Consider the following 23,825-nt stretch of genomic DNA (forward strand, 5'->3'; position numbering starts at 1 on the left):
ATGCTGCAATTCGAAAACGTTTCCACTTTCTACGGCAAGATCCAGGCGCTGCACAGCGTCAACGTGGAAGTGCGCCAAGGTGAAATCGTCACGCTGATCGGCGCCAACGGTGCCGGCAAGTCGACCTTGCTGATGACCCTGTGCGGTTCACCCCAGGCCCACAGCGGCAGCATCCGCTACATGGGTGAAGAACTGGTGGGCCAGGCTTCCTCCGAGATCATGCGCAAGAGCATTGCCGTGGTGCCCGAAGGCCGTCGTGTGTTCTCGCGCCTGACGGTGGAAGAGAACCTGGCCATGGGCGGGTTCTTCACCGATAAGGGCGATTATCAGGAGCAGATGGACAAGGTGCTGCACCTGTTCCCACGGCTCAAGGAACGCTTCAGCCAGCGCGGCGGCACCATGTCCGGCGGCGAGCAGCAAATGCTCGCCATCGGCCGGGCGCTGATGAGCAAGCCCAAGCTGTTGCTGCTCGACGAGCCTTCACTGGGCCTGGCACCGATCATCATCCAGCAGATCTTCGATATCATCGAACAACTGCGCAAGGACGGTGTAACGGTATTCCTGGTGGAGCAGAACGCCAACCAGGCGCTGAAAATCGCCGACCGCGCCTACGTGCTGGAAAACGGCCGGGTGGTGATGCAGGGCACCGGGGAGCAATTGCTCACGGATCCGAAGGTGCGTGAAGCCTATCTCGGTGGCTGAGCCATTGAGGTAACAAAAAAACGGCCTTCGGGCCGTTTTTTTATCGCGGTTCAAAGCGTCGCGACCAACTCCCCCTTGCCCGCGCGCTGGCCGGCCAGCATCAATGCCCCGCCCAATAGCAACAAGCCCGCCGCCAGGAAGATATACGCGCCGTACACATCCAGCGGCGCGTCGAAATAGGCTATGACGCGCTCTGCCCTATTCAATGTCTGAGAACACACCAGCGTACCGGTCAACGAGGCAATGGCCAGTACCGGCGTGACCGTTGCGGACACACGCCCCATGTAGCCTTCAGGCACGGCTTCCTGAAGCATCGGCCCTTGCACAATCGCAAACACCGAGAAGAACACCCCACAACTGAACATCAGCGCCCAGGCCAGGTAAAACGGCGGATGCAGCGAATACGCCAGGTAACTGAACCCCATGCACAGCAACGCAAAGGTAAAGGCCTGGCGCGTGCTCAATGACTTCAACAGCGGCCGGACCAGCACGGCAGCAATCAACCCGCCGACAGGGAACGCCGCGAGAATCAGGCCGTATTCACAAGGGCTCAAGCCCAGGGTTTTGAATGCATACAAGGACAACGCGACGTTATTGACCCCCAGGGAAAACCCGTACAACGCGACACCGATCAACAACGTCCTGATCGAGGCGTGCCCCCAGGAAAACCGCAGCCCTGCGAGCACTCCATGCCAAAAGGGCAGCCGTTGTTGCTCGGCCAGCAAGGTCCGGCGCAGGCCCTGGGTAGACGCGATGCACAGAGCCGAACAGGCAAAGGCCAGCACATTGATCAGCAGTGCCAGGGCGGGGCCAACCCAGACAAATAAGGCCGGCCCCAGGGACGCCGACAACATTGAAATGCCCGTCAGGGAAAACATTGCCTTGGCCGATGCTTCAACGCGTCGTGCCGAAGGGATGACCACTTGCATGATCGCCTGGCGTGACGGGTTGAAAAACTGTGCGGCCGTGCTGTTCACCAACAACAACAGCAGAACGCCGACGAACACTTGCATCGGGTCCAGCCCGGCCAGTGAATAGATCACGAAAAAGATCAGGAAGTTGAGCACCCGAATGCCGTCCGCCGCGATCATCACGTACAGCGGAGCCATCCGATCGACCCAAGCCCCGGCCAGTGGGGCCACCCATACACGCGGTATAGCCGAAGCCGCCACTGCCAGGCCTACGGCCGTCGGCAAGAACGCGCTGTCGTGAAACAAGTCAGTCACCAGCCACACAATGACGGTGCTCTCGAAAACGAACTCGCCAAACGATGAGAGGGCTTGCCCCAGCCACAGGAATGAGAAATTTCTGCTGATGAAAAAATCTGCAAAGCGGTTCTTCACAGCCAAAGCTCCTTATTGGTCTTGCGCACATTCGCCCAGTGCCCGGCATGGCTTGATCCTACAGCAAGCGCATACGGGGCTTGCGAACACCAAGACTCACGGCGCCATTTGCTCGGCCTCGAAAATTTATTTACTACCTGCTGTAACGCAGCCTGATGCCCCAACTCTAGAGGGGTAAGCAAGCAAAAACGCTTCCTTACCCAACCTCACTGCTGGAGTTACACCATGACTACTAAATCCCGTTCGCTGTCCGCCGCTACCCTCGTTCTGGCCCTGGGTTCGGCCCTGAGCTTTTCCGCCCTGACCAACATGGCCCACGCTGACGAAGCGAAAATGGACAAGTGCTTTGGTGTCGCCGAAGCCGGCAAGAACGATTGCGCTGCAGGCGCCGGTACTACCTGCGCTGGTACCTCGAAAGTCAAAGACCAGGCCAACGCCTGGAAACTGGTCCCAGCCGGCACGTGCGCCAAGACCCCAAGCGCCACCTCGCCGACCGGTTTCGGCCAGGAAGCAGCCTTCACCGCCAAGTCCTGAAACCCTGCAAAACCTGAGTACTGATGATGACGCTTTTACCCCAGCACACGGTCTCACCGGCTCAGGTGCCCGGCCTCCCTTACCGGGCCGGGCTGGGGCTGAAGAACGAGCACTTTCTTGAAGTGCTCGAGACCTCGCCCGATATCGGTTTTTTTGAAGTTCACGCCGAAAACTACATGGTCGCCGGCGGCCCGTTTCATCACTACCTGGGTTTGATACGCGAACAGTACCCACTGTCATTGCATGGCGTGGGTCTGTCCATCGGCGGCGAAGGCCCGCTTAATCGTGAGCACCTGGCACGGTTGGCCACGCTGATCGACCGCTATCAACCCCACTCTTTCTCTGAACACCTGGCCTGGTCCAGCCACGGCCCGGTGTTCCTCAATGACTTGCTGCCGCTTGCCTACGACGCCGCGACCCTGGACCGGGTGTGCGAGCACATCGATCAGGTACAAAGCACCCTCAAGCGGCCGATGCTGCTGGAGAACCCCTCGACGTACCTGCAGTTCCAACGCTCGACCCTGGACGAGACGGACTTCATCAGCGAGATCATCCGGCGCACCGGTTGCGGGCTGTTGCTGGACGTCAACAACGTCTATGTGTCGTGCATCAATCATCAGCGCGATCCACTGGCCTACATCAATGCGCTACCGCTGAAGGCCGTCGGTGAGATTCATCTGGCCGGCTTTGCCGAAGACACCGACAGCCTGGGCGACCGCCTGCTGATCGATGACCATGGCGCGCCCATCGATAACGCGGTGTGGCAGCTCTATGAACAGGTGCTCAAGTACACCGGCCCGGTGGCCACGCTGATCGAGCGGGACAACCAGGTGCCCGCCTTCAGCGTGTTACACGCCGAAGCCCAACACGCCGACTGGCATCTGTCACAGGCGAAGGTATTGAAGCCATGAGCGATCAAGCTGCATTTGCCGGCGCCTTGCTCGACGCCGATCAGGCCTGCCCCGACGGATTGTTCAGCAGCAACGGCGCCGACCCGGCCAGCCGTTTCGCGGTGTATCGAAACAATGTCCACAGCTCGCTGATCAACGCGCTCGCCGCCGCTTATCCGGTAACGCTGCAATTGGTTGGCGATGAATTTTTTCGCGCGATGGCCAGCCTGTACGTGCAAGCCAGCCCGCCCGACAGCCCGTTGATCAGCGATTACGGCAGCACGTTTGCCGCGTTCATCCAGGCGTTCGAACCGGCTGCGAGCGTGCCTTACCTGGCGGACGTCGCACGCCTGGAACGCCTGCGGGTGCGTGCTTATCACGCCGCGGACCGCCAGCCACTGAATCAGCAGGCCATCCTAGAACAACTGCAAGGGCCGACCGACCTGGGGCAGCTAAGCCTGCACCTGCATCCGTCCCTGGCCACCTTGAATTCACCCTACGCCGTGGTTGCGGTATGGGCCGCGCACCAGACCGAAGGCACCATTGCCACCTTGAACCCTTGGTACGCCCAAAGTGCACTGGTGTTACGCCAGGGCTTGGCGGTCAAGGTCTTCGCCATCGACAGCGGTTCGGTGGCGTTTATCAACAGCCTTGACCAGGGATCAGGCCTGGAAATGGCGGTAGAGCACGCGCTTGAAGCATCAGCCGAATTCGACCTCAACCATTGCCTGACACTGCTGATCAGCCACGACGCCATCATTCATTTGCACACAGAACAAAAGGAATCGCCATGAACACTTCCCCTACTTGCCTGGTAAAACGGACCATCGCGCTGTTCGAAAAAATCCCCTACAGCCTGATCGCCTTTCTCGCACGGTTTTCCATTGCGGCGGTGTTCTGGAAGTCCGGCCAGACCAAGGTCGAAGGCTTTGCGATTGATATCATCAACGGCACCTTCCAATTGGGCGAACCCAAGCTTGCCGCTTCAACCCTGCCGCTGTTTCGCAGCGAGTACCACGTGCCCTTGCTGTCACCGGAAGTGGCCGCGCACATGGCAGCATTTGCCGAACACTTTTTCCCGGTACTGATCCTGGTGGGCTTTGCCACGCGCTTCTCGGCCCTGGCGCTGATCGGCATGACCTTGACCATTCAACTGTTCGTCTACCCCGAGGCCTACCCCACCCATGGCACCTGGATCGCGTTACTGCTGCTGTTGGTGGCCAAAGGCCCAGGTTGCCTGTCGATTGATCACCTGATCGCGCGCCGCTACCGCTGAAGGCGATCCAGGGTTTCGCCGCTGCGTCTGAACCAGTCCACCAAGTAGTCGGCCAACACTTGGGTTCGGCGCGGCAGGCCACCTTGATAAGGATGAACCAGGTACATCGGCATGCTGCGCGTTTGATAATCACGCAGCAGCCAGCGCAAGCGCCCGTCGGCTAGTTCTGCCGGTAACACGTAGGACGGCAGGCGGGCGATGCCGGCGCCCACCAAGGCGGCTTTTTTCAACAGGTTGTAGTGGTTGGAAGCGAAGGTACCGCTGACCCGCACCCGCAGCAGTTCATGTTGCTGGTGGTACAACCACTCCTCACGCCCGCTGTAATGGCTGTTGAGCAGACAGGTGTGCGCGGCCAGATCCGCAGGCGTCAGCGGTTCGCCATGCTGCGCAAGGTAGGCCGGGCTGGCGCAGGTCATTTCATGCCAGGCCAACAGTGGCTTGGCCACCAGCCGCTCGTTATCCATCGCCCCCATGCGCACGCCCAAATCGAAGCCATCACGCGCCAGGTCGCGGTAGCTGTTGTTCAGTTCCAGCTCGATCTGAACCTGCGGGTATTGCTGGGTGAACTCCAGCAACAAGCCATCGAAGAAGGTTTCCCCCAGCGACACCGGAACCGTCATACGCACTGGCCCAGCCAGATCGTCCTTGAGCCGCGCCAACGCCTGACGGGCGCGCTCCACCTGGGCCACCAGCGCCTGAGCCTGGGGCAACAACGCCGCACCGGCGGCGGTCAGGCTGAGCTTGCGAGTGGTACGGTGCAATAACACCACCGAAAACTGCGCTTCCAATTGGCTGATGCGCTTGGACAATTGGCCCTTGCTGCAGCCCAATTGCTCCGCCGCCAGGGTAAAACTGCCCGCCTCGATCAGCACGGCAAAGGCCGCCAGGTCATCCATTTCGCTCATGGATTGTTTCCAATTGAAAACCAAAGGTTGCCTATTAGCGCGTTTATCTACTTAAAAAGCCATCCTAGACTGAAACCTCACTTAATCCCCGGAGGAACAGCACGATGAAAATCCTATTGATTGGTGCCAGCGGCACGGTCGGCTCAGCGGTCAAGGCGGAACTGGCGCAGCGTCACGAGGTGATCAGCATCGGCCGCAGCGGCGGCGACTTCCAGGTGGATATCAGCGACAGCGCATCGATCCGCAAACTGTTCGAGCAGACCGGCAAGTTCGACGCGTTGGTCTGCGCGGCAGGCAGTGTGAATTTTGTGGCACTGGGTGAGATGAGCGAAGCCGACTTTGAACTGGGCCTGCGGGACAAGCTGATGGGCCAGGTCAACCTGCTGCTGATCGGCCGCGACTACGCCAACGACGGTGCCTCGTTCACCTTTACCAGCGGCATTCTGAACCGCGATCCGATCCGCACCGGCGCCTCTGCCGCATTGGTCAACGGCGCATTGGATGCCTTCGTCAAGGCGGCGGCGATCGAATTGCCGCGCGGCTTGCGCATCAACACGGTGAGCCCGACCGTCTTGCTCGAAGCCATGGGCAGCTACGCGCCGTACTTCCGCGGCTACAAACCGGCTCCGGGTGCCGATGTAGCACTGGCCTACGCAAAAAGCGTCGAAGGCTTACAGACTGGTCAGACCTTCATCGTTGGCTGAAATATGATGTCTGTCAGAATCGCCTGAACCCGGCGAACGGGCTTGTGGTGCGGTGCGAGCCTGCGTAACGTGGCGGCACTAGTTTGGAGACCCAATAATGCGCGCCGCCCGTACCCTTGCTCTGTTTGCCCTGCTGCCCCTCTTCACCGCTTGCCAGATGTTCGAGAGCGAGCCGGCCAAACCGTCTACCGTCGGGCTGACCCGCATGCAGGGTGAGCTCACGGCAGTGGGCGACAAGCTGCTGTTCCAGCCGTGCGGCGACAAACGCAACTACGTGGTCAATGACACGGGCGGCACCAGCGTCTTGCAGGAAGCCGCGTCCCTGGCCGGCCAGCAAGGCGTGCTGTTTGCCGATTTACGCGGCAAGTTTTCCGGGGTGGCCAGCGGCACCCAGGGTTCGGTCGACCTGCAACAACTGTATCGTGTAGAACGCTCGACCTCGGCCTGTAACGACCCGGACTTCAAACGCATGATTCTGCGGGCCAATGGCCATAAACCGGCCTGGGCGATGAGCGTAACGGCCAAGGGCATGGTGCTGGAACGCGAGGGCCAGCCGCCACTGGCGGTGCCTTTTGTCGAAGAGCAACTGGGTGACGGCCGTTTCAACCTGATGACCGAAGCCAATAACCAGCACATCGAACTGTGGGTAGCCCCACAACGCTGCATCGATGCCGCCAGCGGGAGCTTGCAACACATGACCGCCGAGTTGCGGGTCAATGGCCAGGTCCAGCGCGGTTGTGCATCATTCGGCGGCTCGCGGGACGACTGATTCAGCCTTGGGCTGTTTTAACATGACGGGAATCAGCCTTTGGGGCTTATAATCGCCGGTTTGCAAAACAGCCGGCATCGAAGCCCGCCGCCCACCGGATCCTGTCATGTTACGAATCACCGAACTCAAGCTGCCCATCGACCATCCCGAAGAAGACCTGCGGCCTGCCATCGTGCAGCGCCTGGGCATCGCCAGTGATGACCTGCTCGACTTCACCCTGTTCAAACGCAGCTACGACGCGCGCAAGAAATCGTCGGAGCTGTGCTTCATCTACACCATCGATCTGAACGTAAAGGGCGAAGCCGCCCTGCTGCTCAAGTTCGCCAATGACCGCAACATCAACCCGGCACCGGACGTCAGCTACAAAGTGGTGGGCCAGGCGCCGCAAGGCTTGGTTGAACGGCCGATCGTGGTGGGTTTCGGCCCCTGCGGCATTTTCGCCGGGCTGTTGCTTGCGCAGATGGGCTTCAAGCCGATCATCCTCGAACGCGGCAAGGAAGTGCGCCAGCGCACCAAAGACACTTGGGGCCTGTGGCGCAAAAGCGTGCTCAACCCCGAGTCCAATGTGCAATTTGGCGAAGGCGGTGCCGGGACCTTTTCCGACGGCAAACTCTACAGCCAGATCAAAGACCCGAAGTTCCACGGTCGCAAAGTGCTGCACGAGTTCGTCAAGGCCGGCGCGCCGGAAGAAATCCTCTACGTCAGCAAGCCGCACATTGGCACCTTCCGCCTGACCGGCGTGGTGGAAAACATGCGCGAGCAGATCATCGCTCTCGGTGGTGAAGTGCGTTTTGAGCAGCGCGTCACTGATGTGCTGATCGAAGATGGCCAGTTGAACGGCGTGGTCGTCGACGGCGGCGAGCAGATCCTCTCCAAGCACGTGATTCTGGCCCTGGGCCACAGCGCCCGCGACACCTTCCGTATGCTGCACGGCCGTGGCGTGTACATGGAGGCCAAACCATTCTCGGTGGGCTTCCGTATCGAACACCCGCAGTCACTGATCGACGCAGCGCGCCTGGGCAAATACGCCGGGCACCCGAAACTGGGCGCCGCCGACTACAAACTGGTACACCACGCCAAGAACGGCCGTTCGGTCTACAGCTTCTGCATGTGCCCGGGCGGCACCGTGGTGGCGGCGACTTCCGAGCCGAACCGCGTGGTTACCAATGGCATGAGCCAATATTCACGCAACGAGCGCAACGCCAACTCCGGCATCGTGGTCGGCATCACGCCTGAGGTGGATTACCCAGGCGGACCGCTGGCCGGTATCGAGTTGCAGGAGCGCCTGGAGTCTCACGCCTACATCCTCGGCGGCAGCAACTACGAGGCGCCGGCGCAGCTGGTGGGTGATTTCATCGCCGGTAAGCCGTCCACCGCCATTGGCAGTGTGGAACCGTCCTACAAGCCGGGGGTGGCCCTGGGCGACCTGGCGCTGGCATTGCCGGACTTCGCCATTGAGGCGATTCGTGAAGCGCTGCCGGCGTTCGAGAAACAGATCAAAGGTTACTCGCTGCACGATGCGGTACTGACCGGTATTGAGACCCGCACCTCGTCGCCACTGCGCATTACCCGTAACGAGTCGATGCAGAGCCTGAACGTGAAAGGCTTGTTCCCGGCCGGTGAAGGCGCAGGTTACGCCGGTGGCATCCTGTCGGCGGGTGTTGACGGAATTCGGATTGCCGAGGCGTTGGCGCGGGATATGCTGGGTATAGAAGCTTAAGCACTTCTTACAGCCAACCCGTATCAAATGTGGGAGCTGGCTTGCCTGCGATGGCGGTGGTTCAGTCGATAAATTCGGCGACTGACACTCCGCTTTCGCAGGCAAGCCAGCTCCCACATTAGTTGATGGGGCGTGTCAGATATTGGCGCGCAGGACGCTGGCAGGCAACGGCTCACCCTTCTCTACACTGGCCGCAACGGCTGCTATCAAGCCGCCAAGCTCATACCCCTGCTCCGCCAACCAAGCCTGATCGTAGTACGTGTTCGCATACCGCTCGCCCCCATCACACAAGATCGCCACGATCGACCCCGACTCCCCCGCCGCTTTCATCTGCAGCGCCGCGACCAAAGCGCCGATCAGGTTAGTCCCGCTGGAACCACCCACCCGCCGCCCCAACCGCTCGGCCAGGTAATGCATGGCTGCCAATGACAGCGCATCCGGCACCTTGACCATTGCATCAATCACCTTGGGCAAAAACGACGCCTCGACCCGTGGCCGGCCGATCCCTTCGATGCGTGAACCGCACTCCAGGCGCAAACTGGCATCGCCCGTCTGGTAGTAGTCAAAAAACACCGAACGCTCGGCATCGGCACACAGCACGCGGGTGCAATGCTGGCGATAACGCACGTAGCGGCCCAGGGTCGCCGTGGTGCCACCGGTGCCGGGGCTGGAAATCAACCAGCTCGGCTCCGGGTAATGCTCAAAACGCATCTGCTGGAAAATCGACTCAGCGATGTTGTTGTTTGCCCGCCAGTCCGTCGCGCGCTCGGCGTAGGTGAACTGGTCCATGAAGTGACCGCCACTTTCCTTCGCCAAACGTTCGGACTCGGCGTAGATCTGCGTCGGATCCTTTACCAGATGGCTCTTGCCACCATAGAAGGCAATCTGGTCGATCTTCGCCTGGGACGTGGTGGCCGGCATCACCGCGATAAACGGCAGGTCAAGCAAACGCGCAAAGTACGCCTCCGACACCGCAGTAGACCCACTGGACGCTTCGATCACCGGCGCACCCGGCTTGAGCCAGCCATTACACAGCGCATAAAGGAACAGCGAACGCGCCAGCCGATGCTTGAGGCTGCCAGTGGGGTGGCTGGACTCATCCTTGAAGTACAACTCGATACCCGGCAGCCCCGGCAATGGAAGAGGGATGAGGTGCGTGTCGGCGCTGCGCTGGAAGTCCGCTTCGATGACACGGATGGCTTCGCGAGCCCAGGTACGGTGGTCGTTCATTAGGTGAGTCTCTAAGGGGTTCAGTCCCGATTTTAGGGGCTTTCCTACACGCCACACAGATACAGTGACGACTCAATTAGACACACAATTGCTAAGCTTTGACGCAAGACCAATCCCGACCCTCTCTTATAACAAATAAGAATATAACTTTTGTTTTAACAACTAACAGTACGGGTTAGGGTACCCACCTATTGAACCTTATTGGAGAGCATCCCTTGCCTCTGCGTAGCACTTTCACCCGTTTCTTCCAGCTGGAGGCCGCCAGCGGTCTGTTATTGATCGCCGCTGCCGCTTTGGCGCTGATCATCAATAACTCACCACTATCCCACCTCTACGGCGCCTTCCTCGATACGCCGGTGGTGGCGCAGATTGGCGCGCTGAAAATCGCCAAGCCAGCGCTGCTGTGGATCAACGATGGCCTGATGGCGCTGTTCTTCCTCCTGATCGGTCTGGAGGTCAAACGCGAGTTGCTCGACGGCCACCTGTCCAAGCCATCGCAAGTGGTACTGCCGGGGGCGGCCGCGATTGGCGGCATGGTGGTGCCGGCTTTGATCTATTGGGCACTGAACAAGGACAACCCCGCCGCACTTGCCGGCTGGGCAATCCCGATGGCCACCGATATCGCTTTTGCACTCGGCGTCCTGGCCCTGCTCGGCAAGCGTGTACCGGTGTCACTGAAGCTGTTCCTGATGACCCTGGCCATCATTGATGACCTGGGCGCTATCATCGTCATCGCGGTGTTCTACTCCGCCGAACTGTCGAATGCAGCCTTGGCGGGCGCGGCCACGTGCCTGGTCGCCTTGATCGCGATGAACCGCCTGGGCGTGGTCAAACTCGGCCCGTATATGATCATCGGCCTGATCCTGTGGGTCTGCGTGCTCAAGAGTGGCGTGCACGCCACCCTGGCCGGGGTAACCTTGGCGTTCTGCATTCCACTGCGCACCAAAAATGCCGAACCCTCGCCACTGCTGACTCTGGAGCACGCCCTGCACCCTTGGGTGGCCTACGCTATCCTGCCGTTGTTCGCCTTCGCCAACGCTGGCGTGTCGCTGACCGGGGTTACCCTGGACAGCTTCACTCACCACGTGCCCATGGGCATCGCTGCCGGCCTGCTGATCGGCAAGACCATCGGCGTGTTCGGCCTCACTTGGCTGGCCATCAAGACCGGAATCGCCACCCTGCCCAGCGGCGCCAATTGGGGCCAAGTGCTGGGAGTGGCCATCTTGTGCGGCATCGGCTTCACCATGAGCCTGTTTGTCGGCTCCCTGGCGTTTGTGCCGGGCGCCAGTGAGTTCGCGGGTGAGGATCGAATGGGCATCCTCACCGGGTCGATCCTGGCAGCCTGTATTGGCTACGCGGTCACAGCGCTGGCGAGTCGCAAGAAAGCCTGAGCGCTCTGAACGCCCCACAAAAAGCCCCAACCGGTTACCCGGTTGGGGTTTTTCTTTTGGCGAAGATGACACTTTCGCGTAACGCCTAAAGACTTTGTCTCGGCCGCCGACTAAGGATTGTGGCGATCCGCCTGCCCCGTCTGGGGCACCCGCCTGACACAGCTCTTCAACGCGTTCCCAGCCCGAGCGAAAACCCATGTTCCTGAGAAATATAAGAATCGCAGCCAGAGCCTTCATCGGCTTCGCTGCTATTGCGTCGCTGAGTGTGTTTCTCGGCCTGTTCGCGCTCAAGCAGATCGGCGAAGTGCAGTCCCAGGCTGCCGACATCCAAAACAACTGGATGCAGCGCGTGAGGATCCTCGCCCTGGCCAATGCCTCGCTGGATCGTTTTCGCTTGGGGGAAATGGCGCACATCCTGTCCGCAAGCGACGCCGATATGCAGACCTACGAAGACAAATCCGCCGGTCGCCTGAAGAGCGTCAAGGAGCAACTGGCTCAATATGCAGCGCTGCTGCGCACGCCGGAGGAAAAATCGCGCCTGGACGTGTTTAACCAGAGCCTGGAAGGGTACGCCAAGAACCATACCGAGATGCTCAAACGCTCGCGCTCAGGTGACAAGGCTGGCGCCCGTGACTTTCTCAACAGCATTCGAGAAAGCTATGAGCAGATGACCAAAAACTTCGATCAGTTGATCGACCTCGCCAACAAGGGCGCAGAACTTGCCGGCCAGACTTCCGTGGCCGCGTACCAGCATGCCGTAGGCGGTATCGCCATCGTCATCGTGCTGGTAAGTGGCGGCACGGTGCTGGTGGCCTGGCTGCTGACCCGCAGCATCACCGGCCCCATCATTGAGGCGGTACGGGTGGCTGAAACCATCGCCAAGGGCGATCTCAGCCAGCCCATCAACCCGACCGGCAATGACGAAGCCACACGCCTGTTGCGGGCACAAGAGACCATGCGCAACAACCTGGTGCAGACACTGCGGCAAATAACCGGCTCGTCGAGCCAACTGGCGGCAGCGGCCGAGGAACTGAATGCCGTTACTGCCGAGGGCAGCCGCGACCTGCAGCAGCAACATGGCGAGATCGAGCAGGCCGCCACCGCCGTCACCGAGATGACCACGGCCATTGAAGAGGTCGCCCGGAATGCCGCCACCACCTCCGACCTGTCCCAGGCGTCGCGCAGCATCGCCTTGAAAGGCCAGCAACGTATGGTCGAGGCACTGAGTTCCATCCAGGCCCTGACCCGTGGTGTAGAGCTAAGCTCCAGCCAAGTGGGCGGCCTGGCCGAGCAGGCCAAAGGCATCGGCAAAGTGCTCGACGTTATCCGCACCATTGCCGAGCAAACCAATTTATTGGCACTGAACGCGGCCATCGAAGCGGCGCGGGCCGGTGATGCGGGCCGTGGTTTTGCCGTGGTCGCCGACGAAGTACGCGCCCTCGCCCATCGCACCGCGCAATCGACCCAGGAAATCGAACAGATGATTGGCAGCATCCAGACCAACACCGCCAGCACCGTCAACACCATGCTCGACAGCAGCACCATGACCCAGCAAACCATTGGCCTGGCCGAACTGGCGCAGCAAGCGCTGGCGGATATCCTTGCCGCCAATGACGAGATCAACAACCGCAATCTGGTGATTACCACGGCGGCAGCGGAGCAAGCTGACGTTGCCCGGGCGGTCGACCGCAACTTACTGAATATTCAACAGCTGTCGATTCAGTCCGCCGAAGGCTCGACTCAGACCACCGCCGCTTCGCAATCGCTTGCCAGCCTGGCGCATGAGTTGAATACGATGGTGAAGCACTTTCAGGTGTGAAGTGAGTGCGTGAATGCCTGCCCGGACACCGTACCTGTGGCGAGGGAGCTTGCTCCCGCTGGGTCGCGTAGCGGCCCCTGCTCTTTGCTTTAAAAGCATGGGACCGCTACGCGGTCCAACGGGAGCAAGCTCCCTCGCCACAGGCAAACTTAGACATGGCTTGCAATAAAAACCGCCCTACTAAAGCGGTTTTTTTATTGCCTGCATTTTCTCAAAAAACCGCAGGCAATAAAAAACCCCAACCCGTCACCCGGTTGGGGTTTTGCGTTTCTACAACCAGCGCTTAGCGCGTTACACGGCTGGTGCCGTTAACCGTCATAATGCGCACGCGGTCGCCAATGCGGAAGATTTCGTTAGGGTCGACGGCCTGGACGTAGGCGCGCATGCTGCCGTCGTCTTCGCGAACGGTAACTTCAACACCCTGGGTGCGGGTCAGACCTTCTTCAGCGGCGGAACCCAGCAAGCCACCGGCAACCGCACCGATAACGCCAGTGACGATACTGCCACGGCCACCACCGATCGCGCTGCCGCCAACGCCGCCGACCACTGCACCGGCAACACTGCCGATTGGGGTCTTGGTGCCTTCGATTTTCACCGGACGCAGGGATTCAATGGTGCCCATGCGAACGGTCTGTACACGACGCGCCTCGTCACGGGAGTACGAGTCGCCGGTCAGACTCGAGGCGCAGCCACCCAACAGCAACGACAGGGTGGTAAAGCAGGCAACTAGTAAAACAGACTTACGCATAGCATCAACTCCAAAGGACAGGTATTCATTAGACGCCGCTGCTTGGCGCCTGTCACGGCAAGCACGCCAGAAAATTGCTTTCATTCAGCCTGAGTACAGACTGCCAGCACCAAAAAACTCGACGAACGGTAGCTCCCGCCCTGATCCAAAAATCACGTGGAAGCGCTCTTTATTGTAGTCACGCAATCAAAAACGCCGAAGCCTCTGTGTAGAGACTTCGGCGTGATGATCACCATTCAGATGGAATGACGAAAGGTGTAGCTCAGGGCGCCAGGCGCTCGCGCGTCCACTCGCCCGCTTGCAGGCGATAGTTCAGGCGGTCATGCAGGCGACTGGCGCGGCCTTGCCAGAACTCGATGCGCTCAGGCAACAAACGATAGCCACCCCAATGCTCGGGGCAGTCGGGTTGGGTATCGCTGAAACGCTGTTCGGTCTGCTTGAGCAGCTCCTGCAGCTCTTCACGGTCACGAATGACTTGGCTTTGCGGCGATGCCCAGGCGCCAAGACGGCTGCCCAAAGGCCGGACCTGATAATAGGCATCCGACTCTTCAGGCGTCACCTTGACCACCCGCCCTTCGATGCGCACCTGGCGCTCCAGGGAGGGCCAAAAGAAGGTCATGGCCGCAAACGGCCGCGCCGCGAGTTGTTCACCCTTGGCGCTCTGATAGTTAGTGAAGAAGGTAAAACCCTGTGCATCCAGGCCCTTGAGCAGCAGGATGCGACAGTGCGGGCGACCGTCCTGGTCGACCGTTGCCAGGGTCATGGCATTGGCCTCCACCGGTGGCTGCTCGGTTTTCACCGCATCGCCAAACCATTGGTGGAACAACGCAAACGGCTCGTCCGGGGCCTGGGCCTCGCTCAAACCGTCCCGTGTGTAGTCACGGCGCATATCGGCCAGTGCCTGGGTCATGCAGCTTTATCCTTCTGTTTCAACGGATCAGTTTTTCGCCTGGTCGTTCGCAGCCGGGGCGGCAGCCTTCGGTGCGGCTTTTTTCGCGGCAGGCTTGGCAGCGGCTTTTTTCGCAGCGGGCTTGGCGGCAGCTTTCTTGGCCGGGGCTTTTTTCGCCGGAGCCGCTTTTTTCGCAGCCGGAGCCGGCACAGGGGCTGGCGCAGTTTGCACAGCGACCATGTCAGCGACCGGTGGTTTGCCCGAGTTGTACTTGCTCAGCAGCGCCAACATAGTTGTACGCTGAGTGAACATGATTTCCATGCGACGGTTCAGCGCACGCCCCTGATTGCTGTCGTTGGCGGCACGCGGCATCAGGTCGCCCATACCGCGCAGCATCAAGCGATCCTGCTTCAAGCCGCTGAGGCTGAAGATAGAGGCGATGGATTGCGCGCGTTCTTTGGTCAACGCCTGGCTGGCCGGGGCGGTACCTGTGGCATCAACGTGACCCAGGACCAGGACCGCGGTCTTGGGGTCAGCTTCAACAGCTTTGGCAACGCGTGTGAACGGGCCGAGTGTGACCGGCAGCAGCATTGCCGGGCGTTTCGGGTTGTAGGAGCCGTCCACCGGGGCAATCACGACCAATACGTTGTCACGACGTTCCAGTTGCAGGTTGCTGTCCTTGATGGCGGCGCGCAGACGCGGCTCATAATCATCCAGCCAGGCTTGGGTGATTTTCGGGTCGGGCATCTGCACGTTGGTCACATCAACCTTGGCCAGTGGCTTTGGCTTGCTTTCGAACGGCCACCACCATTTGGTTTCGGTGTCGGTCTTGGCGACGGCAGGCGCAGCATCCGGCGTGGAAGCAGGGGTTGCGGCCTTGAGGTCGGCTTTCAGGTCGGCCTTGGCATCCGCCGCTTTTTCGTCGGCGCTTTTGGCAGCGAACGGCCACCAGTTGAAGCCGGTGTCAGCCTTGGCTACCGGTGCAGGCGCTGGAGCAGCAGCGGCGGCCACAGGTTCGACAGGCTTGGCGCCGGCGGCAGGTTTGGCATCCGGCTTGGCGTCGGTTTGTGTCACGGCGTCCTTGGTAGCAGCCTTGTCAGATCCAAATGACCACCAGTGCCCACCTTCGGCATCACTTTGTGGTGTTTGTGCGCAGCCAGTAATAGTGAGGCACAGCGCCAGTGCCAAGGACTTGTTCGATAACATGAGGTATCCACAAAATGAGAAAAAAACGGGGGGCCTGGTTGACCCGTTAAACAGACGCTTAGAGAACAGTAAAGTTACACAATTTCGTTCAGCGCCTTCTTATACTTGCCTTTGTAACAAAAAAACGTGAAACAGCAAGCTCTTTACAGACAACCGGCCAATATTCCGACCAACTTCTGCGCACGCGGGTCCATAAGTACATAAGGGCCCAGTGTATTAGTCACGAAACCAAATGCTACATCGCGCTCAGGGTCGGCAAACCCCACCGAACCACCGGCGCCAGGGTGGCCAAACGCACGCGGGCCAAGGCCAAAGGTCGCATTGGGCAGTTGCGGTTGATCCAACATGCACCCCAAACCGAAACGGGTTTGAGTCAATAATGTTTTGTCTGGCCCGATACTGTGTTCGCGGGTCAATTGTTCGAGCATGTCGCTCTCAAGCAAACTACCGTCCAACAATCCGCTATAAAAACCTGCCAGGCTGCGCGCATTACCGTGACCATTTGCCGCTGGCTGCTGCATCCGCCGCCATTCGGGCTTATTAGTGCTGGTCAGAATAGACGGTGGGTTGGCAAATGCACGGGTGGTCATGGCATTAGGTTCGCGCATCATTACTTGAAGTAAACGTTGCGCGGCTTCATCGCCCATATTGCCTTTGCTGCGCGCTATATGCGCAACCCGATAAAACTCTTCGTCCGCCAAACCGACATGGAAGTCCAGGCCCAGGGGCCGCGCAACCCGCGCCACAATCGACTCGCCCGGCCCGCGCCCGTCGGCACGGCGCAGCAACTCGCCGACCAACCAGCCATAAGTGATGGCCTCGTAGCCATGCCCTTCGCCCGGCGTCCACCACGGGGCTTCGGCCGCCAGGGTGTCGACCATCAGTGGCCAGTCATACAGGGCTTCGGTCGGCAGCATCTGGCGAATCGCCGGCAGCCCGGCCTGGTGGCAGAGCAACTGGCGCAGCGTGATGGTTTCTTTACCCGCCGCGGCAAACTCGGGCCAGTAGTCGGCAACTGGCGCATCCAGTTTCAGCTTGCCTTCGGCAACCAGCTGCAGGGCCGTGACGGCAGTGAAGGTCTTGGTGCAGGAGAACAGGTTGACGATGGTGTCGCTGTGCCAGGCCTCGGCACCGTCCTTATCGGCGGTACCGGCCCACAGGTCGACGACGGTTTCGCCGCCGATCTGGATACAGAGCCCGGCACCACGCTCCTGCGGGTCATCGAACAACGCGGCAAAGGCTTCACGTACCGCTTCGAACTGGAGCTCGTAATGACCCTGAATCTGCACCTAAGCCGCCTTGGAAAACACCGTAAGAAGTGGCCGACATTGTTCCAGTCATTGCAGGTTTTGTGAACCCGTCAGTGATGAATCAATGGCCATTTCCAGAGTGTCCACCCGCATGCCCGGCGCCCTGCCCCGCGCCTTTGCCTTCTTGCCCGGACTTGCCGCCTTCGTTCTCGCGAACCTTGCTGGCCGCCTTGGCTTTTTCGGCCTCCTTGCCCAGTTGGTCGACCGCCGCCAGGTTGCTTTTACGCACACTCTCGACAAAGCCCTGGAACGGCACATCGGTGATGCCCACCAGCCCGAAGTGGCCGTTCTCACCATCCAGCAGACGCCCGGTGACCGGCTGGTCCAGGTACTGGAACCAATGCACGCCGACAATCGATGGCTCGGCCATGGCCTGCTTGAGGAAGTTGCTGTACGCCACGCCACGGTCTTCTTCACGGGCCAACTGTGTCACGCCGCCCCAGAACGGGCCACGGTCGGCCGAGCCGAAGTTGAACTCGGTGATCAGCACCGGCTTGTCCAGCGCGCGCAAGGCAGCAAAGTCATAACCGTCCTGCGGCTTCAGGGTGTACATGTTGAAACTCAGCACGTCGCAATACTGGGCGCAGGACGCCACGGCCTCGGGCGTGCTGACGGCATACCGACCACCTAGCAGCAACTGGTTGGGCGCGTGCCATTTCAACGCATCGGAGATGGTTTTGAAGTAGGCATCAGCGAAGGTCTTCTGGAAATATTTGAAGTCAGCTTCGATTTCCGGGTGTTCGGGGCTCGGCATCGGCGGCTCGAAGCCTGGGTCTTCCATCAGCTCCCAACCCGCCAGGTGGATGCCCCAGGCTTTCGACAGGCCTTCTTCGTTACGGTACTTGTCGCGCAGTTGTTTGAGGAATGCGCGTTTGGCCGGTACGTCGGTGGTCATGCGCAACGTGCCATAGGCCAAGGCGTAACGGGATTTTGGATCATCGCCGGGGCCGGCCCAGGCCAGCTCGTTGTCGGCAAAGTAGCCGATCAGCCACGGGTCATCACGGTGGTCGCGGGCGGCAATGGCCACGGCGCGTTCGGTGGCCATGGCAAAGCGCGGGTCGAACGGGTCCGGCATGCCGCCCCACCAGTCGGTGCCAGTGCTGATGCTGGCGTAGTCACCGACAATCGACAGCGGCAAGGTGTAGGGCACACGGTCGGCGCGGGCCAGGTCCTCATCACTCCAGTTGCCCACGGTGTTGAAGCCCCAGGCTTGCAGGCGGTCGAGGGTGTGGCTGACCCAGCGCTTCTGGTCGAAACCTTCGCCGCCATAAGTACGCTGCAAGTTGGCGCCGTAAAAATCGTACCAACGCCCGACATTGAAGCCGCGGCCCTGATCGGCACCGTTGCCGCCCCGGTTATCGCCACTGCCGTAGTACTTGTCGAACGGTTCGCCAGCCTTGGGCAGCGCGGCGAACATCCACTCGCGGCCGGCCACGTAGGTCTGGTTGTTGTCCGGTGCCACGGTGTTAACACCCAACGAATAGAACGGATGGCCTTGCGGCGTCACCAGGTACCAGCGGCCGTCACGCTTCTCGGTACGGAAAAAACCACTGGCGTCGAACGCCGGGCCTTTGTTCCAGCCACCGTATTGGTCCAGAGCGGATTTGTCACGCTCGGCCAGCCAGCCCTTGAGCTGTTGCTGCTCCTTGGCCGCTGCGGCTTTGAGTTGCTCGTCAGTGCTGACCTTTTCCGGCCAGCGCGCACGGGTGGACTGGCCATAAGCGTCCACCAGCTCACTGTAGACCGCCTTCAGCACCGGCTCGCTGTCCTGCACGCCAAAACGCTCAAGCAAAATGCTTTGGGCGACGTTGGGCTTGAGCATCGACAAGGTGACCGAGGCCACTTGGCTGCGGTCGATCTCGCCAGCACTGGCGGCCAGCAATACACGCTGGCCGTCCAGGGTGATCGGCATGGGCGGGCCGGCCTTCATGCCCTGGCTCAGCGGCGAGTTGGCTTGCAACGGGATCAACAGGGTCTGGGCCGGGCCGGCCGGCAGGTCGATACGGCTGAACAGAGTCTTGCCGTCGACGCTCTGTACTTTGACATAGAGGGTCAACGCCCAGTCCATGGCGCTCTGGATACGCAGGCTCATGGCGCCGGATTGCGACCAGTCCCAGCTCCCGGCCTGCGGGCTGAGCACCAGGCTCGGTTCGGCCGCCGGGTTGAAGGTGATGCGGCGCAACACCTCGCCTTCGGGGGTTTGTTCGGCGTTGTATTGCGGCAGGCTGGCGTCCTGAGTCGCCACCTTGACCACATCGGCAGGTCGGACGAAGTTGAACAGCGTTTGTTGCCCGGCAGGCGCGGCCATCAAGGGCGCAGCGAATAACAGGGCAAAAAGAGCAGGCAGCGTGCGAATCATACGAACAAGGTTCTCCCAATCGGCCGATAACTGGCCTGATGACATAAAGCGTTGGCAGTGAGATAGACCACGAAGTGGGCGACTTCGCCCACAGCAGCTTAATAAATGAGTGGCTTAAGAAATTTCGCGCCTGAACGGCGGCAAGGCATTGAGGATAGCTTTGCCATAGCGCTGCGTGACCAAACGGCGGTCGAGCAAGGTGATAGTGCCGCGGTCTTCCTCGGTACGCAGCAAGCGACCGCAGGCCTGGACCAGCTTCAAGGACGCATCCGGCACCGAGATTTCCATGAACGGGTTACCGCCCCGCGCCTCGATCCACTCGGCCAAGGCTGCCTCGACCGGGTCATCCGGTACCGAGAACGGGATCTTGGCAATCACCACGTGCTCGCAATAGGCGCCGGGCAAGTCCACGCCTTCGGCAAAACTGGCCAGGCCGAACAGCACGCTGGAATCGCCGCCATCAACCCGCGCCTTGTGTTTGTTGAGGGTTTCCTGCTTGGACAGGTTGCCCTGGATAAACACCTGTTTGCGCCAGTCACGGTCGAGGCCGTCAAACACGTCCTGCATCTGTTTACGTGACGAAAACAGTACCAGTGTGCCGCGCGAACCTTCGACCAATTCGGGCAGGTCGCGGATGATCGCCGCCGTGTGCGCGGCCGCATCCCGTGGGTCGGCCTTGAGGTCCGGTACGCGCAGCACGCCAGCATCGGCATGGTGGAACGGGCTCGGCACCACGGCCGTCACTGCTTTTTTCGGCAGCCCGGCGCGCATGCGGAAACGGTCGAAAGTGCCCAGGGCCGTCAGCGTGGCCGAGGTCACCAGGCAGCCATAAGCCACGTTCCACAGGTTGCGACGCAGCATTTCGGCGGCGAGGATGGGGCTGGCGTTAACCTCGATATCGAACAGCGCACCGCTTTCCGACAGGGTCAGCCAACGCGCCATCGGCGGGTTGTCTTCCGGGTCTTCGACGGTGAAGGCGGTCCACAGCTCCCAGTTGCCCTGGGAGCGTGACAACAGGCTGCCGAACAGTGGGTACCACTCCTCGGCCTGTTTGCTGGCGATGCCGATATTGACCTCGCCATCCATGCCTTCCTTGAGCAAGTCGGTGAGGCGTGTGAACAGGTCGGTGAGGCGTGAAAAGCCCTTCTTCAGCTCAATACCCATTTCGCGCATATGCTCGGGGATCAACCCGCCAACAAACCGATGGCGCGGCCGCTCACGGCCCTCCACGTCTTCGCCGGGTTTGAAGTCGGCGACCTGTTCACAGGCGCTGAACATGAACTGCTGCTGAGTCTTGATCTCCCGCGCCAGCTCCGGCACTTGCTCGATCAACTTGCCCAAATCGCCGGGCAGCGGATGCTGGGCCAGCAGTTTGGTGAGGTTCTTGGCAGTGGTTTCCAGCCAGTCGGCCGTGGAACGCAGGCGCGTGTAATGGGCGAAGTGGCCAATTGCCTTATCCGGCAGGTGGTGGCCTTCGTCGAATACGTAGAGGGTGTCGCGCGGGTCCGGCAACACCGCGCCGCCGCCCAGGGCCAGGTCGGCCAGTACCATGTCGTGGTTGGTGACGATCACGTCGACCTTGCCCATGCCTTCGCGGGCCTTGTAAAAGGCGCACTGGCCGAAGTTGGGGCAATGGCGGTTGGTGCACTGGCTGTGGTCGGTGGTCAGGCGTGCCCAGTCCGAATCTTCAAGAGCGGTGGGCCAGCTGTCGCGGTCGCCGTCCCATTTATTGCCGGCCAGCTTCTCGATCATGCTGGTAAACAGCTTCTGGCTGACTTCATCCACCTCGATCTTGAAGCCTTCTTCTTCGAACAAGGAGGCAGTGGCGGTTTGCGCATGGCCTTCCTGCAGCAACACGTCGAGCTTGGACAGGCACATGTAGCGCCCACGCCCCTTGGCCAGGGCGAAAGTGAAGTTCAGACCGCTGTTGCGCATCAGGTCGGGCAGGTCTTTGTAGACGATCTGCTCTTGCAGGGCGACAGTGGCGGTGGCGATCACCAGGCGCTTGCCGGCAGCCTTGGCGGTAGGGATCGCGGCCAGGCTGTAGGCCACGGTCTTGCCGGTGCCGGTGCCGGCCTCGACAGCCACAATCGCAGGGTCGCCACTGCGCCGCCCTTCGTCGTCGGTGTCGATATCCCCGAGGACCTTGGCCACTTCGGCGATCATCAGGCGTTGGCCGTAGCGCGGTTTCAAGCTCTTGGCTTCGAGAAAACGCGAATAGGCGCCCTGGATCGTGGTTTTGAGTTCAGTGCTGATCATGGATAGTCGGGCGCAAAAAACGCTGGATAAATTTTCAGTGGTTCGGATCGGCCGCTATCATACCCCGCTAATTAATCCCGCGCAGAACGGAGTACCACAATGACCGCGTTTAGCCTCGCTTACACCCTGCATGTATTGGCCGCCCTGGTTTGGGTCGGCGGTATGTTTTTCGCCTGGATGATCCTGCGCCCCGCCGCCATGGCGGCACTTGAAGGCCCTGCCCGGCTCAAGCTGTGGGCAAATGTGTTTCAGCGTTTTTTTGTGTGGGTCTGGGTCGCGGTGCTGATTTTGCCGATCAGCGGCATCGGCCTGTTGCAACTGCGCTTCAGTGGTTTTGAGACTGCGCCGCGCTATGTGCAGGTGATGATGGGTCTGTATCTGGTGATGACGGCGCTGTTTATCCGCATCCAGGCACTGAAGTTCCCGGAACTGCGCACAGCGGTGGCGGCTGAGGATTGGCCGGCGGGCGCGGCTGCGCTGGGGCAGATCCGCAAATTGGTGGGGATTAATTTGATCGTGGGGTTGGTGGTGGTGGCGATTGCTTCGGCGCGGCCGATGTTCTGAGGCGGCTGTTAGTCCGCCATCGCGGGCAAGCCCGGCTCCCACATATGGAACGCATTCCAACCTGTGGGAGCCGGGCTTGCCCGCGATGGCGTCAGCCCAAACGACTCACAACCGCTGAATGGTCACAGCACCCGCAGCCCCAGCCGGCCCCGGCTGGCCTTCCAGCCCTGGCCGGCCTTTATCACCACCGTCGGCGCGGTACACCAGGCACCCTTTGGACTGCCCGCCTTTGCCCGGTTTGCCCGCCGTACCGGCCAAGCCACCCGGCCCGCCGTCGACCCACACTTTGATCTGCTCGGCCGGGAAGCTCTGTGGCAGCTCGACCCGCACAGTCGCCCCCGACGCGCCCGGCAGGCCGTCGCCGCCGTTATCGCCATTGGCACCACGCCCGGCGGAACCCCAGGTGCAGCCTGGGTCCACACCGTTGGCGCCATCGAGGCCGGCATAACCTTGGGCACCGGCGCCGCCACGCGCGTCCACCGACAGCTCTTCGGCGGTCAGCGCGTTAATGCGCAGCACCAGGTCACGCCCGGCCTTGGCCGGCTTTTCGTGGGTACCGGGGGCGCCGCGCGACGTGATCTGGCTGCCATGTTCCAGTTGCGCATTACGCACCTGCAATTGCAGCGCGGTATTGCCGGGGGCGATGGTGATACGCGCCTCGCGACCCAGGTGCAACTCATCCACGGTCACTTGGCTGATGGTCGCCGGCACCAGCAACGTGCCGTAGTCCGCCACATCCAGGCGCTCCAGTTGTAACACGCTGGTGCTGCTGGGCAGGCGCATCAGCGAGTTGGTTTCAACACTGACGCTCTGCGCCATAGCAATGGGGCTGACCAACAGGGCCAACAGAAAAACCTTACGCATGATTGGCCTCCTCGTTCGTTTCATTAACCGCAGCAGGCGCCGACAGGCCCCGCACATGGAACATCCCCACCAGCAGAATCTGCAAGCGGTCACGCCAAGGGTGGGCACGGTGTTTCAAGCTGCTGTTGAACAACAGCAATTCAAGCAGGTGGGTAAGCATCAACAGACTGCCGGCCAGGCTGACCAACAGGTGAAACGGATTCGTCAGCGGCCGGAACAGGTTGACCAGCACCACTACCCAGAACAACAACGTCAGAAACTTTCCCAGCCCCCAAAACACCTTCATCCCGCATGCCCCTGCCTATTATTCTTTGGGCGCACAGTACCGACTTCTGCAGGCGAT

22 protein-coding genes are annotated in these 23,825 nt (G+C 60.7%); 11 read left to right on the top strand and 11 right to left on the bottom strand.

Annotation, left to right across the window (positions count from 1 at the left end):
* Positions 1-702 carry an ABC transporter ATP-binding protein gene (locus HX790_RS04100; RefSeq protein ID WP_017137209.1) on the top strand — a complete coding sequence of 234 codons (702 nt, stop codon included), beginning with the start codon at positions 1-3 and terminating at the stop codon, positions 700-702.
* Between the two features lie 50 nt (positions 703-752).
* On the opposite strand, the gene HX790_RS04105 is transcribed toward HX790_RS04100, so the two are convergent.
* The gene (locus tag HX790_RS04105; RefSeq protein WP_176991265.1) at positions 753-2,045 is read right to left on the bottom strand and encodes an MFS transporter; all 1,293 of its coding nucleotides are present in this window, start codon (positions 2,043-2,045) and stop codon (positions 753-755) included.
* A 225-nt stretch (positions 2,046-2,270) separates the two neighbouring features.
* On the opposite strand from HX790_RS04105, the gene HX790_RS04110 reads away from it, so the two are divergent.
* Genes HX790_RS04110 through HX790_RS04125 form a run of 4 tightly spaced genes read left to right on the top strand, consistent with a single transcriptional unit; the run spans position 2,271 to position 4,745 of the window.
* Positions 2,271-2,579 (top strand): DUF2282 domain-containing protein, encoded by a 309-nt coding sequence (locus tag HX790_RS04110; RefSeq protein WP_017137207.1) that lies wholly within the window; start codon positions 2,271-2,273, stop codon positions 2,577-2,579.
* Positions 2,580-2,602: 23 nt separating this feature from the next.
* Entirely contained in the window at positions 2,603-3,490 is an 888-nt protein-coding gene (locus HX790_RS04115) for a DUF692 domain-containing protein (protein ID WP_176991266.1), read from the top strand.
* A complete protein-coding gene (locus HX790_RS04120; protein ID WP_017137205.1) occupies positions 3,487-4,263 on the top strand; it encodes a DNA-binding domain-containing protein in 777 nt (258 codons plus the stop codon). Before HX790_RS04115 ends, HX790_RS04120 begins: the two co-directional genes overlap by 4 nt.
* Positions 4,260-4,745: a DoxX family protein gene (locus tag HX790_RS04125; protein ID WP_017137204.1), complete on the top strand. Its 486-nt coding sequence runs from the start codon at positions 4,260-4,262 to the stop codon at positions 4,743-4,745. The genes HX790_RS04120 and HX790_RS04125 overlap by 4 nt, the downstream gene beginning before the upstream one ends.
* Here the strand turns inward: HX790_RS04125 and HX790_RS04130 are convergent.
* Positions 4,736-5,650: a LysR family transcriptional regulator gene (locus tag HX790_RS04130; protein WP_099548581.1), complete on the bottom strand. Its 915-nt coding sequence runs from the start codon at positions 5,648-5,650 to the stop codon at positions 4,736-4,738. The two genes, HX790_RS04125 and HX790_RS04130, sit on opposite strands and share 10 nt — an antisense overlap.
* Positions 5,651-5,754: 104 nt before the next feature.
* On the opposite strand from HX790_RS04130, the gene HX790_RS04135 reads away from it, so the two are divergent.
* The 3 genes from HX790_RS04135 to HX790_RS04145 all read left to right on the top strand — a co-directional run bounded on the left by HX790_RS04135 (position 5,755) and on the right by HX790_RS04145 (position 8,843).
* On the top strand, positions 5,755-6,354 hold the full coding sequence (locus HX790_RS04135) for a short chain dehydrogenase (protein ID WP_176991267.1): 600 nt from the start codon (positions 5,755-5,757) through the stop codon (positions 6,352-6,354).
* Positions 6,355-6,451: 97 nt separating this feature from the next.
* On the top strand, positions 6,452-7,123 hold the full coding sequence (locus tag HX790_RS04140) for a COG3650 family protein (protein ID WP_099548579.1): 672 nt from the start codon (positions 6,452-6,454) through the stop codon (positions 7,121-7,123).
* A gap of 106 nt (positions 7,124-7,229) precedes the next feature.
* Positions 7,230-8,843, top strand: a complete 1,614-nt coding sequence (locus tag HX790_RS04145) for an NAD(P)/FAD-dependent oxidoreductase (RefSeq protein WP_176991268.1) — start codon at positions 7,230-7,232, stop codon at positions 8,841-8,843.
* Positions 8,844-8,978: 135 nt separating this feature from the next.
* Here the strand turns inward: HX790_RS04145 and HX790_RS04150 are convergent, their stop codons facing one another.
* On the bottom strand, positions 8,979-10,073 hold the full coding sequence (locus tag HX790_RS04150) for a PLP-dependent cysteine synthase family protein (RefSeq protein ID WP_176991269.1): 1,095 nt from the start codon (positions 10,071-10,073) through the stop codon (positions 8,979-8,981).
* Between the two features lie 215 nt (positions 10,074-10,288).
* Here HX790_RS04150 and nhaA point away from each other — a divergent pair, with 215 nt between their 5' ends.
* A complete protein-coding gene (nhaA, locus tag HX790_RS04155) occupies positions 10,289-11,464 on the top strand; it encodes a Na+/H+ antiporter NhaA (RefSeq protein ID WP_176991270.1) in 1,176 nt (391 codons plus the stop codon).
* 196 nt (positions 11,465-11,660) lie between these two features.
* A complete protein-coding gene (locus tag HX790_RS04160) occupies positions 11,661-13,283 on the top strand; it encodes a methyl-accepting chemotaxis protein (protein ID WP_169985418.1) in 1,623 nt (540 codons plus the stop codon).
* 283 nt (positions 13,284-13,566) lie between these two features.
* Here the strand turns inward: HX790_RS04160 and HX790_RS04165 are convergent, their stop codons facing one another.
* From HX790_RS04165 to dinG, 6 genes are all read right to left on the bottom strand, one after another.
* Entirely contained in the window at positions 13,567-14,031 is a 465-nt protein-coding gene (locus tag HX790_RS04165; RefSeq protein ID WP_017137197.1) for a glycine zipper 2TM domain-containing protein, read from the bottom strand.
* Between the two features lie 262 nt (positions 14,032-14,293).
* Positions 14,294-14,941 (bottom strand): pyridoxamine 5'-phosphate oxidase, encoded by a 648-nt coding sequence (pdxH, locus tag HX790_RS04170; RefSeq protein ID WP_099548576.1) that lies wholly within the window; start codon positions 14,939-14,941, stop codon positions 14,294-14,296.
* Positions 14,942-14,968: 27 nt separating this feature from the next.
* On the bottom strand, positions 14,969-16,126 hold the full coding sequence (locus tag HX790_RS04175; RefSeq protein WP_099548575.1) for an OmpA family protein: 1,158 nt from the start codon (positions 16,124-16,126) through the stop codon (positions 14,969-14,971).
* A gap of 143 nt (positions 16,127-16,269) precedes the next feature.
* The gene (locus HX790_RS04180) at positions 16,270-17,415 is read right to left on the bottom strand and encodes an EstA family serine hydrolase (protein WP_017137194.1); all 1,146 of its coding nucleotides are present in this window, start codon (positions 17,413-17,415) and stop codon (positions 16,270-16,272) included.
* Positions 17,416-17,497: 82 nt separating this feature from the next.
* Positions 17,498-19,795 carry a beta-galactosidase gene (locus HX790_RS04185; RefSeq protein WP_176991271.1) on the bottom strand — a complete coding sequence of 766 codons (2,298 nt, stop codon included), beginning with the start codon at positions 19,793-19,795 and terminating at the stop codon, positions 17,498-17,500.
* Positions 19,796-19,909: 114 nt separating this feature from the next.
* Positions 19,910-22,054, bottom strand: coding sequence for an ATP-dependent DNA helicase DinG (gene dinG, locus HX790_RS04190; RefSeq protein WP_176991272.1), 2,145 nt, complete (start codon positions 22,052-22,054; stop codon positions 19,910-19,912).
* Between the two features lie 99 nt (positions 22,055-22,153).
* Here dinG and HX790_RS04195 point away from each other — a divergent pair, with 99 nt between their 5' ends.
* The gene (locus HX790_RS04195) at positions 22,154-22,618 is read left to right on the top strand and encodes a CopD family protein (protein ID WP_017137191.1); all 465 of its coding nucleotides are present in this window, start codon (positions 22,154-22,156) and stop codon (positions 22,616-22,618) included.
* A 105-nt stretch (positions 22,619-22,723) separates the two neighbouring features.
* Here HX790_RS04195 and HX790_RS04200 read toward each other — a convergent pair whose 3' ends face one another.
* Positions 22,724-23,482: a hypothetical protein gene (locus HX790_RS04200; RefSeq protein ID WP_026013715.1), complete on the bottom strand. Its 759-nt coding sequence runs from the start codon at positions 23,480-23,482 to the stop codon at positions 22,724-22,726.
* Complete coding sequence (locus tag HX790_RS04205) at positions 23,475-23,768, bottom strand: DUF1145 domain-containing protein (protein ID WP_017137189.1); 294 nt, start codon at positions 23,766-23,768, stop codon at positions 23,475-23,477. Before HX790_RS04205 ends, HX790_RS04200 begins: the two co-directional genes overlap by 8 nt.
* Between the last annotated feature and the right edge of the window lie 57 nt (positions 23,769-23,825).

It is taken from the genome of Pseudomonas sp. IPO3747 (assembly GCF_013385245.1).
GTDB classification, from domain to species: domain Bacteria; phylum Pseudomonadota; class Gammaproteobacteria; order Pseudomonadales; family Pseudomonadaceae; genus Aquipseudomonas; species Aquipseudomonas edaphica.